Annotated in this window: 10 protein-coding genes; 9 read left to right on the top strand and 1 reads right to left on the bottom strand. The window is 71.0% G+C overall.

All coding sequences use genetic code 11. The features are described 5' to 3' along the window. Positions 1 to 63: 63 nt before the first annotated feature. The 6 genes from ABD169_RS13425 to ABD169_RS13400 all read left to right on the top strand — a co-directional run bounded on the left by ABD169_RS13425 (position 64) and on the right by ABD169_RS13400 (position 6,251). Positions 64 to 1,098, top strand: coding sequence for an iron-siderophore ABC transporter substrate-binding protein (locus tag ABD169_RS13425; protein WP_344033005.1), 1,035 nt, complete (start codon positions 64 to 66; stop codon positions 1,096 to 1,098). 79 nt (positions 1,099 to 1,177) lie between these two features. Continuing rightward, complete coding sequence (locus tag ABD169_RS13420) at positions 1,178 to 2,215, top strand: iron-siderophore ABC transporter substrate-binding protein (protein WP_344033002.1); 1,038 nt, start codon at positions 1,178 to 1,180, stop codon at positions 2,213 to 2,215. A 74-nt stretch (positions 2,216 to 2,289) separates the two neighbouring features. Next, positions 2,290 to 3,375, top strand: a complete 1,086-nt coding sequence (locus ABD169_RS13415) for a FecCD family ABC transporter permease (RefSeq protein ID WP_425560973.1) — start codon at positions 2,290 to 2,292, stop codon at positions 3,373 to 3,375. Beyond that, positions 3,372 to 4,415 (top strand): FecCD family ABC transporter permease, encoded by a 1,044-nt coding sequence (locus tag ABD169_RS13410; protein WP_344033000.1) that lies wholly within the window; start codon positions 3,372 to 3,374, stop codon positions 4,413 to 4,415. The genes ABD169_RS13415 and ABD169_RS13410 overlap by 4 nt, the downstream gene beginning before the upstream one ends. After that, positions 4,412 to 5,212, top strand: coding sequence for an ABC transporter ATP-binding protein (locus ABD169_RS13405; RefSeq protein ID WP_344032998.1), 801 nt, complete (start codon positions 4,412 to 4,414; stop codon positions 5,210 to 5,212). The genes ABD169_RS13410 and ABD169_RS13405 overlap by 4 nt, the downstream gene beginning before the upstream one ends. Continuing rightward, positions 5,202 to 6,251 (top strand): siderophore-interacting protein, encoded by a 1,050-nt coding sequence (locus tag ABD169_RS13400; RefSeq protein ID WP_344032996.1) that lies wholly within the window; start codon positions 5,202 to 5,204, stop codon positions 6,249 to 6,251. The genes ABD169_RS13405 and ABD169_RS13400 overlap by 11 nt, the downstream gene beginning before the upstream one ends. 323 nt (positions 6,252 to 6,574) lie before the next feature. On the opposite strand, the gene purL is transcribed toward ABD169_RS13400, so the two are convergent. Next, positions 6,575 to 8,905: a phosphoribosylformylglycinamidine synthase subunit PurL gene (gene purL / locus ABD169_RS13395; protein ID WP_344032994.1), complete on the bottom strand. Its 2,331-nt coding sequence runs from the start codon at positions 8,903 to 8,905 to the stop codon at positions 6,575 to 6,577. A 142-nt stretch (positions 8,906 to 9,047) separates the two neighbouring features. Here purL and ABD169_RS13390 point away from each other — a divergent pair, with 142 nt between their 5' ends. From ABD169_RS13390 to ABD169_RS13380, 3 genes are all read left to right on the top strand, one after another. Next, positions 9,048 to 10,001 (top strand): hypothetical protein, encoded by a 954-nt coding sequence (locus ABD169_RS13390; protein WP_344032991.1) that lies wholly within the window; start codon positions 9,048 to 9,050, stop codon positions 9,999 to 10,001. A 73-nt stretch (positions 10,002 to 10,074) separates the two neighbouring features. Next, positions 10,075 to 11,775 (top strand): deoxyguanosinetriphosphate triphosphohydrolase family protein, encoded by a 1,701-nt coding sequence (locus tag ABD169_RS13385; RefSeq protein WP_344032989.1) that lies wholly within the window; start codon positions 10,075 to 10,077, stop codon positions 11,773 to 11,775. Between the two features lie 153 nt (positions 11,776 to 11,928). Then, a complete protein-coding gene (locus tag ABD169_RS13380) occupies positions 11,929 to 14,424 on the top strand; it encodes a M1 family aminopeptidase (protein ID WP_344032987.1) in 2,496 nt (831 codons plus the stop codon). Positions 14,425 to 14,447 lie beyond the last annotated feature (23 nt).

Here is a 14,447-nt window from a genome sequence, read left to right as displayed (position 1 = left end):
TAACTTCGCACCTTCGACGAAGCGGGTCCACCGCGCGCCGGTCGGGCCCTGGAAAGGACCCTCGTGCGCACTCGTCGCCTCCTCGGCCTCGCCGCAGCCGTCATCGCGGCCGTCTCGATCTCCGCCTGCTCTTCGGCGGGTCCGTCGGGATCCGGCGACGCCGGCGGATCGGGATCCGGGAACGACGCGACGGGTGCGTTCCCCGTCACCATCGAGCACGCGTTCGGCAAAACCACCATCGAACAGCAGCCGAAGCGCATCGCGACCGTCGGCTGGACCAGCCAGGAGGTGCCGCTGGCGCTCGGCATCGCGCCGGTCGGCATGGCGAAGATCACCTGGGGCGACGACAACGGCAACGGCATGATGCCCTGGGTCGAGGACAAGCTCGCCGAGCTGAAGGCGCAGACGCCGAAGCTCTATGACGAGACCGACGGCGTGGACTTCGAGGCCGTCGCGGCGACGAAGCCCGACGTGATCCTCGCGGCGTACTCCGGGATCACGAAGGAGGACTACCGGACCCTCTCCAAGATCGCTCCGGTCGTGGCCTACCCGCACACCGCGTGGGGCACCAGTCTCGACGACCTCGTGCGCATGGACTCCGAGGCGATCGGTAAGAAGGCCGAGGGGGAGGCGCTGCTGAAGCGCCTGCACGAGGAGTCCGCGGCCTCGCTCGCGAAGCACCCGAAGCTCGCGAACGCGAAGGTGCTGATCGCGAACATCGACCCCAAGAACCTCAGCCAGGTCACGATCTACACCTCGCACGACACGCGGCCCCGGTTCCTGAAGGAGCTCGGATTGCCCGAGCCGGCGATCGTGACCGAGGAATCGAAGAAGACCGATGCCTTCTTCGCAACGGTCAGCGCCGAAGCCGCCGACCGCTTCTCGGACGTCGACCTGATCGTCTCGGCCGGGACCCCGGACCTGCTGAAGCGCATGCAGGCGGATCCGCTGCTGAACAAGATCCCCGCCGTGGCGAATGGGCACGTCGCGATCCTGCCCGATGCCTCGCCGCTGGCCGTCTCGGCCTCGCCCTCCCCGCTCTCGATCGGCTGGGGCGTCGATCGCTACTTCGACGCGCTCTCGGCGCCGCTGCAGTAGCCCCTCCCAGAACGACCCGACGCCCACCCGGGCACCCGCGCACCGCGATCGGCGCGCGTTCCGACGAAAGGACACCCCCGTGCGACGCACTCGCATCCTCGGCCTGGCTGCGGCCGCCCTCATCGCCCTGACCGCCACCGCATGTTCGGCACCGGGCGGTGCTTCGGAGGGATCCGGCTCCGCCGACGGCGCGAGCGCGAAGAACGGCTTCCCGGTCACGATCGAGCACGCCTTCGGCAAGACGACCATCGAGCAGCAGCCGAAGCGGGTCGCGTCGGTGGCGTGGATGAACCACGAGGTGCCGCTCGCGCTCGGTGTCGTGCCCGTGGGCATGAGCAAGGCGGCCTGGGGCGACGACGACGGCAACGGGGTGCTGCCCTGGGTCGAGGACCAGCTGACGCAGCTCGGCGCCAAGACCCCGACGCTGTTCGACGAGACCGACGGGATCGACTTCGAGGCCGTCGCCGCGACGAAGCCGGATGTGATCCTCGCCTCCTACTCGGGCCTGACGAAGGAGGAGTACGAGACGCTGTCGAAGATCGCGCCGGTGGTGGCCGAACCCGGCGTCCCGTGGGGAACGAGCCTGTCGGACATGATCCGCATGAACTCCGAGGCGATCGGCAAGAAGGCCGAGGGCGATGCGCTCATCACCGAGCTCGATCGGAAGACCGAGGCGGCGCTCGCGAAGCACCCGAAGCTGAAGACCGCGAAGGTGCTCATGGCGTACATCGACCCCAAGGACTTCAGCAAGGTCGGCTTCTACACCTCGCACGACACGCGCCCCGGGTTCCTCAGCGACCTGGGCATCCCCGTCCCGAAGGTCGTCACCGAGGAGTCGAAGAAGACCGAGCAGTTCTACGTGACCGTCAGCTCAGAGGCCGCCGACCGGTTCTCCGACGTCGACCTCGTCGTGCTCAACGGCGATACCAAGGGCGAACTGGTGAAGCGTCTGCAGGCGGACCCGCTGCTCTCCAAGATCCCCGCGATCAAGGCCGGCCGCATCGCGGTGCTGCCGGACCAGACCCCGCTCGCGGCCTCGGCGAACCCCTCGCCGCTGTCGATCGGCTGGGGCATCGACCGCTACTTCGACACGCTCGCCGCGCCGCTCGAGAAGTGAGCGGGAGAGTGTCCGTCGCCGTAAGTGGAGAAGGAGCGGGAACGGCGCCCACGCGCGGCGCTCGCGGGGGATCCGTGCCCGCTCCGACCGCCGCGTCGACGGACGTGGCCCGGGCGACGGCAGCGGATCCTCGTGCCGCCGGGCGCCTGCCGCTGCGCCTGACCTGGATCCTCGCCGGCCTCGCGCTCCTCGTGCTGCTGAGCGCAGCGTCGCTCGCGTTCGGCGTGCGAGGCGTCTCCCTCGACGACATCCTCGCGGCCCTGAGCGGACGCACCGCGACGGTGTCCGAGGCCGCGATCGCGGCCCGGATCCCGCGCACCGTGCTCGCGCTGCTCGTCGGGGCGGCGCTCGCGATCGCGGGTACCGCCATGCAGGCCGTCACCCGCAACCCGCTCGCGGACCCCGGGCTCCTCGGCATCTCGGGAGGAGCCTCGCTCGCCGTGGTGATCGGGCTCGCCTTCTTCGGCCTCTCCGCGCCAGTCAGCACCCTGTTCATCGCGATGGCCGGTGCCGCGGTCGCCGCGGTCTTCGTCTACGCCGTGGGCTCGCTCGGCGGCGGGGGCGCGACTCCGCTCAAGCTCGCGCTCGCCGGGGCGGCGACCTCGGCCGCGCTGCTCTCGCTCGTCAGCGCGATCCTGCTGCCGCGCGTGGATGTGATGGCGCAGTTCCGCTTCTGGCAGATCGGCGGCGTCGGAGGCGCCGACTGGGGACGCATCGCGCTGGTCGCCCCCGGCCTCGTCGTCGGGGCGCTGATCTGCTTCGCGACCGCGCGGGGTATGAACGGGCTCGCGCTCGGCGACGAACTCGCGACCGGTCTCGGCATCAACGTGCTCCGCACCCGCCTGCTGGCGGGGCTGGGCTCCGTGATCCTGTGCGGCGCGGCGACCGCGGTCGCCGGTCCCATCGGCTTCGTCGGGCTCGTCGTACCGCACCTCTGCCGTCTGCTCTTCGGGTCGGACCACCGGTGGCTGCTGCCGGCGAGCGCGATCGCCGGGTCGGCACTGCTCGTCGCCTCCGATGTGGTCGGGCGGCTCATCGCCCGCCCCGCGGAGGTCGAGGTCGGCATCGTCACCGCCGTGATCGGAGCGCCGGTGTTCATCTGGATCGTGCGTCGCGGTGCCACGGGGCGCGGCATGAGCGGAAGCGGGCGCGCACGATGAGCGTCGGAACCGTCGCGGCCGCAGTCGCTATCAGTCGCGGGCGCCGCACCCGTCGCGGGCGTCGCGTCGCGGTATCGGCGACGCTGGCGCTGCTCGCGTTCGCGCTGAATGCGTTCACGCTCATGATCGGCGATGCCTGGGCGACCCCGGGCGAGGTGCTCCGCGTGCTCGCCGGGGAGACCGTGCCCGGCGTCTCCTTCACCGTCGGCGAGCTCCGCCTGCCGCGCGCGACCCTCGGGCTGCTCGCCGGCTTCGCGTTCGGCGCGGCCGGCGTGACCTTCCAGACCATGCTGCGCAACCCGCTCGCGTCGCCCGACATCATCGGGATCAGCGCGGGCGCGAGCGCCGCCGCGGTGTTCGGGATCGTCGTGCTCTCGGTGAGCGGGCTCGTGCTCTCGGCGTTCGCCCTCGTCGGCGCGATCCTCACGACCCTCGTCATCGCCCTGCTCGCGCAGAAGCGCGGCTTCTCGACCATGCGCCTCGTCCTCATCGGGATCGGCGTCGCCGCGCTGCTGCAGAGCGCCATCTCCTACCTCATCTCGAAGGCCGGGGAGTGGGACCTGCAGACGGCGATGCAGTGGATGACCGGCAGCCTCAACGGAGCGAGCTGGGAGAAGATCCTGCCGCTCGCCGGCGCCGTCCTCGTCTGCGCCCCGCTGCTGCTCGCGAACGGACGCGGGCTCGACCTGCTGCGCCTCGGCGACGATGCGGCGATCGCGCTCGGCGTGCGCGTGGGGCGTGTGCGGATCCTCGCGGTCATCGCCGCCGTCGGGCTGCTCGCCTTCGCCACGGCCGGCAGCGGGCCCATCGCCTTCGTCGCATTCATGGCCGGCCCCATCGCGGCCCGACTCGTGGGGCCGGGGTCCCGCCTCACCGTCCCCGCCGGGCTCGTCGGGGCGTGTCTCGTGCTCGGTGCCGACCTCATCGGACAGAACCTGTTCGACAACCGATACCCCGTCGGCGTCGTCACGGGTGTCCTCGGCGCGCCCTACCTCGTCCTCCTGCTCATCAGGATGAACCGCTCAGGAGGCTCCCTGTGACCATCGACCACCGCCTCGCCGCCGAAGGGCTGCGCCTCGGCTACGACGACCGCGTGATCCTCGACGGGCTCGACCTCGAGATCGAGCCCGGCCGGATCACCTCGATCGTGGGCGCGAACGGCAGCGGCAAATCGACGCTGCTCCGTGCCTTCGCGCGCCTGCTGAAACCCCGTTCGGGATCCGTGCTGCTCGACGGGACCGAGATCCACCGGCGCCCTTCGAAGGAGCTGGCGCGACTGCTCGGCCTGCTGCCGCAGAGCCCCATCGCGCCCGAGGGGATCACGGTCTCCGACCTCGTCGGCCGCGGACGCCACCCGCACCAGGGCGCGCTCGCGCGCTGGAGTGCCGCCGACACCGAGGCCGTCGCCGAGGCGCTCGACGCCACCGGCACCACCGAGCTCGCCGACCGCGCGGTCGACGAGCTGTCGGGCGGACAGCGGCAGCGGGTGTGGATCGCGATGGCGCTCGCGCAGCAGACCGACATCCTGCTGCTCGACGAGCCCACCACGTTCCTTGACGTCGCCCACCAGATCGAGGTGCTCGATCTGCTCGCCGACCTCAACCGCAGGCGCGGCACCACGATCGTCATGGTGCTGCACGATCTGGGGCTCGCCGCCCGCTATTCCGACCTGCTCGTCGCGATGAGCGACGGCGGAGTCCACGCGGCCGGAGCGCCCGCCGAGATCGTCACGCCCGACCTCGTGCGCGAGGTGTTCGGGCTCGAAAGCCACGTGCTCGCCGACCCCGTGTCGGGAGCTCCCATCGTCTCGCCCATCGGGAGGCATCATGTCCGCTGAGTCCACCTGGTGCGAGACCTCCGAGACCATGCGAGCCGAGGTGCCCGAGCCGCCCGGGTTCGTGATCGCGCGGGCCGCGGTGGATCGGATCGACCTCGTCTCGCCTACCTTCGCCCGGATCACCTTCACGGGCGCCGAGCTCGAGGCCTTCGGCACCCCGGGGCGCGTGCTGGATCAGCGCATCAAACTGATCTTCCCGGGCGCGAGCGGTCGCGTTCCCGATCTCTCGGAGACCGACGACTGGTACCGCGGATGGCTCGACCTGCCCGAGGACGAGCGCGGTTCGATGCGGACCTACTCGATCCGGGAGCTTCGGGTGGAGCCGGGCGGCACCCGGGTCGTCGTCGATTTCGTGCTGCACCTGCAGCCCGGTGCGACCGGTCCCGCATCCTCCTGGGCGGCCGCGGCGAAGCCGGGGGACGAGCTCCTGCTCGTCGGGCCGCGACGCGGCGGGCCCGACTGGGGCGGGATCGAGTTCGACGACGCGGTCGACGGGCCCGTGCTGCTCGCGGGCGACGAGACGGCCGCGCCGGCCATCGCCCGGATCCTCGAGGACGTCGCGCCGGGCACCGTCGGAACGGCCTGGATCGAGGTCCCGCACGCCGAGGACCGGCTGCCGATCGCGGCGCCCGCCGGCGTCGAGGTGCGCTGGCTCCTGCGTGGCGACGACGCGCACGGTGCAGCGCTGATCCCCGCGCTGCTCGCGCACGTGGGGCTCGACGGGCCGGCCGGTGCCGGCGCCGACGCCGATACCGAGGCACCCGTGTGGGAGACGCCCACCTACTCGAACCTCGAGGAGGCCGGGTACCGGCCGACGCACTCGCCCACCTCGCAGGCCTGCATCATCGGATCCTGCGCGGAGTGCGTGCGCTCCTTCGACGCCCGGATCCTGCGGGCGCGCGAGTGCCGCTACTGGATCGCGGGCGAGAGCGGCGTCGTGACGACGCTGCGCCGGCACCTGGTGCGCGAGTGCGGCGTCGACCGCTCCCGGGTCGCCTTCATGGGCTACTGGCGTCGCGGCGTCGCGATGCGCGGGTAGCGCGGGGCCGGTTTCGGCCCGAGGGCCGGTGCGCCCGTCGATGCGCGGTACGTCTGCCGAGGGGCGGTGTTCCTGCCGAGGGGCGGTGTTCCTGCCGAGGGGCGGTGTTCCTGTCGAGAGGCGGTGCGACTGCCGAGAACGGGGCTGAAACCGCAGAAGTTTCCCCGTTCCTCGACACTGGAACCGTTCCTCGACGCCGGGTGCGACCTCGAGCAACCGGTCACGTCCGCGAATCCGGCACGGCCCGGCGTACCCACCCCGCGCACGCGAAAGGGCGCCGGCACGGAATCCCGTGCCGGCGCCCTTTCGCTGATGTGCAGCGGTTACTCGCCGACGACCGGCCCGAAGCGCTCGGGCAGCGTCGCCTGCGATGCGGCGCGCAGCTCGGCGAGCGGCAGCTCGAAGCGGTCCTGGACCTCGATCGAGGCCTCGTCGCCCGCGCGATCGGTCACGCCGATGCGGAGCACGGGGAAGCCGCGGCCCTCGCAGAGCCCGCGGAACTTGACCTCCTCCTCGTGCGGCACGGCGACGAGCACGCGTGCCTGCGACTCCGAGAAGAGCGCCGCGGTCGCGTCGACGCCGTCGCGCGAGACGATCTCGTCGATCCAGACGCGGGCACCGACACCGAAGCGCAGCGCGCCGTCGGTGAGCGCCTGGGCCAGGCCGCCCTCGGACAGATCGACCGCGGCCGACAACAGGCCGCCCTGGGCCGCCGCGTGCAGCAGCTCGGCGAGGGCTCGCTCGTCGTCGAGCACCGCGACCGGCGGACGGCCGCCGAGGTGCTGGTGCACGGTCTCGGCCCAGGCCGAGCCGTCGAGCTCGTCGCGGGTGGTGCCGAGCAGGTAGAGGTGCTCGCCCTGATCCTGCCAGCCGCTCGGGATGCGGCGGGCGACGTCGTCGATGATGCCGAGCACGCCGACCACGGGGGTCGGGTGGATCGGGGTGTCGCCCGTCTGGTTGTAGAGCGAGACGTTGCCGCCGGTGACGGGGACCTCGAGCGCGAGGCACGCGTCCGACAGGCCCTCGACCGAGCGCGAGAACTGCCACATGACCTCGGGGTTCTCGGGGCTGCCGAAGTTCAGGCAGTCGGTGACGGCCGTGGGCACGGCGCCCGAGGTGGCGACATTGCGGTACGCCTCGGCGAGGGCGAGCTGCGATCCCACGTAGGGGTCGAGCTGGCAGTAGCGGCCGTTCGCGTCGGTCGCGATGGCGACGCCGAGGCCGCTCTCCTCGTCGACGCGGATCATGCCGGCGCCGTCGGGGAACGAGAGCGCGGTGTTGCCGAGCACGTACTTGTCGTACTGGTTGGTGATCCAGTCGACCGAGGCCTGGTTGGGGGATCCGGCGATCGCGACCATCTGGGCGCGCAGATCGTCGCCCGCGGCCGAGCGCGCGAGGCCCGCCGCGTTGACCGAGTCGGCCTGCAGCGCGTCGATCCAGCTCGGGTAGGCGACGGGGCGCTCGTAGACGGGGCCGTCGACCGCGACGGTCGAGGGATCCACGTTGACGATCTCCTCGCCGCGCCAGTTGATGACGAGGCGGCCGGTGTCGGTGACCTCGCCGAGCACGCTCGTCTCGACGTCCCACTTCTTCGTGACCTCGAGGAACGCGTCGAGCTTGTCGGGGTGCACGACCGCCATCATGCGCTCCTGGCTCTCCGACATGAGGATCTCTTCAGCGGTGAGCGAGGGATCGCGCAGCAGCACGCTGTCGAGCTCGATGAACATGCCGCCGTCGCCGTTGGCCGCGAGCTCCGAGGTGGCGCAGGAGATGCCGGCCGCGCCGAGATCCTGGATGCCCTCGACGAGTTCGCCGCGGAACAGCTCGAGGCAGCACTCGATGAGCACCTTCTCGGCGAAGGGGTCGCCGACCTGGACGGCGGGGCGCTTGGTGGGGCCGCCCTCGCTGAAGCTGTCGGACGCGAGGATCGAGGCGCCGCCGATGCCGTCGCCGCCCGTGCGGGCGCCGAACAGCACGACCTTGTTGCCCGTGCCCGACGCGTTCGCGAGGTGCAGGTCCTCGTGGCGGAGCACGCCCACACCGAGTGCGTTGACGAGCGGGTTGGCCTGGTAGACGCCGTCGAAGACGGTCTCGCCGCCGAGGTTCGGGAGCCCGAGGCAGTTCGCGTAGGACGAGATGCCCGAGACGACGCCGTGCACGACGCGGGCGGTGTCGGGATCGTCGATGGCGCCGAAGCGGAGCTGATCCATGACGGCGACGGGGCGCGCGCCCATCGAGATGATGTCGCGGATGATGCCGCCGACGCCGGTCGCGGCGCCCTGGAACGGCTCGATGTAGGAGGGGTGGTTGTGGCTCTCGACCTTGAAGGTGACGGCCCAGCCCTCGCCGATGTCGATGACGCCGGCGTTCTCGCCCATGCCGACGAGCAGGCGCTCCTTCATCTTGTCGTTGACCTTCTTGCCGAACTGGCGCAGATAGATCTTCGAGGACTTGTAGGAGCAGTGCTCGGACCACATGACCGAGTACATGGCGAGCTCGCCCGAGGTGGGGCGGCGGCCGAGGATCTTGCGGATCTGCTCGTACTCGTCGGCCTTGAGCCCGAGCGCCTCGAACGGCTGCTCCTTGTCGGGGGTCGCGATCGCGTCCGCGACGGTGTCGGGCGCGGGGATCGAGGCTGCGGTGGTGTCGGTCACGCTCGTGTGCTCCGAAGGGTCGATGGCGGGGCCCGGGCGCGGAGGACCGGGCGGCTCGGCGAGCCGGAGGCCGATCCCAGTCTACGCGGCCCGGAGCACTCGCATGTTGGCGCTCGCATGCATCTCGGGGGAGACTGGGGGCATGAGCACCCCCACTCCGCAGAACCAGCCCAACGGCCAGGCGCCGCAAGCGCCCCAGCCGACCGCAGAAGCGCACGCGGCCGTTCCGCACGGTCAGGCCGCCGGACGCCCCGCCCGCAAGCTGTCGACCTTCCTGAAGGTCAGCATCATCCTGCTCGCCGTGCTGTCGGTCGCCTCCATCGGGCTGCTCTTCATCGGCGACTTCGAGGGCCGGTTCGAGCGCGTGTTCTCGACCTTCGTGCTCTTCGCGGTGTTCGTGGGCCTCACCGCGCTCGACACCCGACGCGACCTGAAGTCCGACTGGTACGCGCCCGTCGCGCTCATCGCCAACGCGTACATCCTCGGGCTGCTCCTCATCGTCATCTGGATCTCGGACTACGACCGCTACTGGCTCGTCTGGGACATCTTCTGGAAGTCGGTCGTGGTCATCGGCGTCACGCGCGCGGTGCTCGGCTGCTGCCAGCTGCTGCTGGGCCTCGGGCGCGGACGCCCCGAGACGCTCAACCGCTTCGCCTTCATCACGAGCGTGTTCGCCGTGCTCTCGGGCATCCTCTTCACCGCGCCGATCGCGATCGATTCCTTCGGCGTGGTCGTGCCCGAGCTGTACTGGAAGATCGCGGTCGCGACCCTGATCCTCACCGCGCTCGGCCTCGCCATCACGCTGCTGCTCCGCTGGTCCTACTCGGCGGGCGACCGCGAAGCGGCGCGCGTGGCGCGCGCCGCCCAGGCCGAGGCCTACGCGGCCGCCCAGGCTCAGCAGGCGATGCAGGCGCAGCCGCAGCCGTTCGCGGGCCAGCCCGGAGCGCTCCCGGCGCCGCCCGCCCCGCCGGCCGCCCCGGTCGCGCCGCAGCCGAACGCGCAGGGTCTGCTGCCCTGGCCGACGTTCCCCGATGGCCGTCCGCTCCCCATGGGACCCGACGGCCAGCCCGATTTCTCGGTGCTGAACGGTCGCTGACCCGCGACCGCCTTCCACGGGAGGGGGCCGAGCCGTTCGTCGGTTCGGCCCCCTCCCGTGCTTGAATACGGGCATGAACGAAGCAGTCGAGGTCGATCCGGTATCCGCCCCGAACGGGGCGAGTGCGAGCACCGGGGAGGCCGCCCGCGAGGCGCGCGAGCACCCCGAGATCGAGACCTCGCAGCATCGCCCCGAATCCCGCAGCGACGCCGGGACCTCCAGCGATGCGGCCGCCGAGGCGGAGGCGGAACCGGTGCTCGCCCTGCGCCCCGAGCCCGTCGAGTTCCGCGTCGATCTCGAACGGATCCGCTTCTCCTCTTACTTCGCGAGGCTCTCCGCGGTCACGCAGGTCGTGCCCCAGAGCGGGGTCGGGCCCGTGATGCACAACCGGCTCACCCACTCGCTCAAGGTGAGCGCGGTCGCCCGCGTCATCGCCGGCCGTCTCGCCGGGCAGCAGGCCCGGCACGAGGCGTACGCGGCGGGCGCCGCCGTCGCCGACGACCCGACGGGCGCGATCATCGCCCGCCTCGGCGGCTGCGACACGATCGTCGCGCAGGCCGCCGCCCACGCCCACGACCTCGGGCACCCGCCCTTCGGGCACCTCGGGGAACGCGTGCTCGATCGCGTCGCCCGCGAACGACTCGGCCTGCCCGAGGGCTTCGAGGGCAACGCCCAGACCTTCCGGATCCTCACCCGCCTCGACACGCTCGGCCGGGACTTCTCAGGGCTCAACCTCACCGCGGCCGTGCGCGCGGCGGTGCTCAAGTACCCCTGGACCCGTTCCCGCTGGATCGGGGTCACCGCCGAGGAACTGCCCCTCGACGAGCGTCCTCGTGGAGTCGGCGGGGACCCCGTGAACGGAGCCGAGAAGTTCTCGGCCTACGGCACGGATGCGCCTGAGATGGAGTCGGCGCTCGCCGCGTTCCCCGACATCGCGCCCGGCCTCCAGACGATCGAGTGCGGCGTGATGGACCTCGCCGACGACATCGCCTACGCGATCCACGACCTCGACGACTTCGCCCGCGCCGGAGTGCTGCAGCAGGCCGCCGTCTCGGGGGAGTTCCGCGCCTGGCTCGCCGAGTCGGAGGAGCTGGCTCGGGTGTCGAGCGCCGAGCTGAGCGCCGAATGGCGCAGGCCGGGCAACTCCCTCGAACTCCTCTGGCGTCGCCTCACCCGAAAGGACGACTGGATCGCGGAGCGCGAGACGTTCCGCGACGCCGTGGTGCGCGTCGGCGGCGAACTGCGCGACGAGCTGCTCGCCGCCCCCTACGACGGCGGGATCGAGAGCGAGCGCGCCGTCTCCCGCTTCACGAGGCGTTGGATCGAGCACCTGCGCAGCTCGATCGTGGTCGAGGAGTTCCCGCACCTGCGCGGCGGGCACATCCGACTCGAACGGTCGGCCTGGCACGAGGTCGCGATCCTCAAGTTCGTGCACCAGCGCTTCGTGCTCGAACGTCCCGAGCACGCGCTCGCCCAGCGCGGCATGGGTCGCGTGGTGGAGGATCTCGTGCTCGGCTTCGACGAGTGGCTCGCCGACCGTGAGATCGCCGACCGGGCGCCCCGCCGTCTGATCGAGTGGGTCGACGAGTCGACCGAGAGCCTGTTCGAGCTGCGCGCGCAGCGCCCCGAACTGCTCACCGGCGACACGAGCGACGCGGGTCTGCGCCGGCAGGGCCGGTCCCGCGCGGTGCTCGACTACGTCTCCACCTTCACGGATCAGCAGGCCGTCGCGACGCGCGATTCGATGACCGGAGCCGGTACGGCGATCGTCTGAGCCGGTTCCCTGCGCAACCCTTGTCTGGGAATCCGCTGTCAAGTACGGTGAGACACGTGGCTCCGGGGGGAGCCCTTACTCTCGACACACCTCGACTTCGTCGATCCACGCCTGGGCAATGCTGCCCGCGGGGACGATGGAAAGGCGCGATCAATGAAGCTCACCATACCCACGCGCGCTCGCCGCACCGCTCTCGCGGGCGTTGCGGCGGCCGCACTCGCCGCGCTCGCGGTCTCCTCGCCGATCGGACTCCCGGCGGCGCAGGCCGACGCGGCGCCGATCGACGGCGCCCCGAGCATCGGCGACTCGCTGTTCGCGGGCATCGGCAACGGCGGCTACGACGTCAAGCACTACGACGTGAAGCTGCGGTACCAGCTCGACAACACGATCTCGGCGACCACGACGATCACCGCGACGGCGGCCGTGCCGCTGAAGACCTTCACCCTCGACTTCGAGGGGCTGAACATCGACTCCGTGAAGGTGAACGGCGCCGACGCGAGCTACGCCCGCAGTTCGGATCCGAGCCGGACCTCGTACAAGCTGCAGATCAGCCCCCAGGGTCCGCTGCCTGCCGGCGACTTCACCGTGGCCATCGCCTACTCCGGGACGCCCTCGACCCACACCGATCCCGACGGGTCGAAGGAAGGGTGGGTCAAGACCGCCGACGGCGCGACCGCCCTCGGCCAGCCGGTCGGCACGATGGCCTGGATCCCGAGCAACAACACCCCGGCCGACAAGGCCACCTACGACTTCGCGTTCACGATCCCCACGCAGATCGGCGGCGTCGACGCCGCGGCGGTCAGCAACGGCGAGCTCGTCTCGAAGACCCCGGTCAACGGCGGCGCCGAGACGACGTGGACCTGGAAGCAGGAGCGGCCGATGTCGACCATGGCCACCATGGTCTCGATCGGCAAGTACCTGTCCTACGAATCCCAGGTCACGCTCGACAGCGGGCGGACGATCCCCGAGTGGAGCTTCGTGGACCCGACGGTCACCGCGCCGCGGCAGGCGACGATCCAGACCCTCCGCGCGAAGATCCCCGCGATCCTGAATTTCCTCGAATCGAAGTACGGACCCTACCCGGGTGGCAGCACCGGTGTCGTCGTCGATGTGACGACCCTCGGCTACGCGCTCGAGACGCAGGACCGTCCGTACTTCGAGCGCGGGATCAACGAGAGCACGCTGGTGCACGAGCTCGCGCACCAGTGGTTCGGCGACGCGATCAGCCCCGCCGACTGGAACAGCATCTGGCTGAGCGAGGGCATGGCCAGCTACTCCGAGTACATGTGGGACGAGCACAATGGAGGGGACAGCACGCTCGACTCGACCTTTGCGGAATGGAACCGGATCGCCGCGGGCAATGCGTTCTGGCAGATCCCCCCGGGGGCCATGGAGGACCCTGCCGATCTCTTCGGGGACCAGGTCTACAACCGCGGATCGATGACCTACGAGGCGCTGAAGCAGACCATCACCCCGCCCGTCTTCGCCGAGCTGCTGAAGCAGTGGAACGCTCGCAACACCGGTACCAGCAAGACCACGGAAGATTTCCACGCGCTCGCTGAGGAGGTCTCGGGCAAGGATCTCGACGCCTTCTTCCAGGACTGGATCTTCGACGCGGACAAGCCGGCCTGGCCGTCCACCTGGAGCCTCGCGCTGACGAGCGATCCGGCTGCGGGTCAGATCGCGGCGGGCGACTCGGTCACCTACACGCTGACCGCGAAGAACACCGGCAAGGTCGCGCTCGCCGGCCGCAGCGTGACGGTCGACGTCGCCGCCCTGCTGAAGCGCGGCACCATCGACGAGGCCGCGCTGCCCGCCGGGCTCGTGCTCTCGGGCACGACCCTCACCTGGACCGTTCCCGAAACCGCCGCGGGGGCCGACGCGACCGTCGAGTTCACCGGCAAGCTGAAGACGAGCGCACACGGCGTGAGTATCCCCGTGACCGCGAAGTCCGACTCGCTCGGCTTCACCTGCACCGCGTGCACGGTGACCCACACGACGCAGGCGCTGCCGAAGCTCACCGAGGCGGATCTGACCGACGAGAACCGGGGCGGCATCGAGGCTCCGGCGACTGCGAAGCAGGGCGAGACCATCACCGTGCAGCTGGGCACCGGCGACTACAACGCCGAGCCCGTCACCGGCACGCTCTTCTCCGACCCGACGGATCTCGGTTCTCCGACCGTGAGCGACGGATCGATCGAGCTGACGATCCCCGCCGACGCCGAGGTGCGCGCCCACAAGCTCGCGATCACGAGCGACACGGGTGTGCTGATTGGCTGGGCCCCGATCGAGGTGCAGAAGGCCGGCGACAGCGCCGCGACCGCGGGCTCCGATGGAACCAGCGCAGCGGGCGGATCGAACACCGGGGCGAACGGCAGCAGCACAGCCGACGGTGCCGGTGCGAACGCGAGCGCCGGCTCGAACGCCAACGCGAACGGCACCTCGGGCGCTGACGGGACCGGCCTGCCGACGACGGGCGGCGCAGCGCTGACGCCGATCCTCATCGCAGGTGGCGCAGTGATCCTGCTCGGCGCGATCGTGCTGGCCTTCGCCGCGGCCCGCCGCCGCAAGAATGCCGGATCCGATGCGGGCGAAGCCGATGCGGAGGAGAACGGCCCCGGCGTCGAGAAGTCGGGGGACCTCTCCTAGTCCGGAACGACTCGTCCGACGAA

The sequence above is a fragment of the Leucobacter iarius genome, assembly GCF_039530105.1.
Classification (GTDB): domain Bacteria; phylum Actinomycetota; class Actinomycetes; order Actinomycetales; family Microbacteriaceae; genus Leucobacter; species Leucobacter iarius.
Note: the sequence above shows the minus strand (reverse complement) of the source record. Positions and strands in the feature narration are given on the sequence as shown.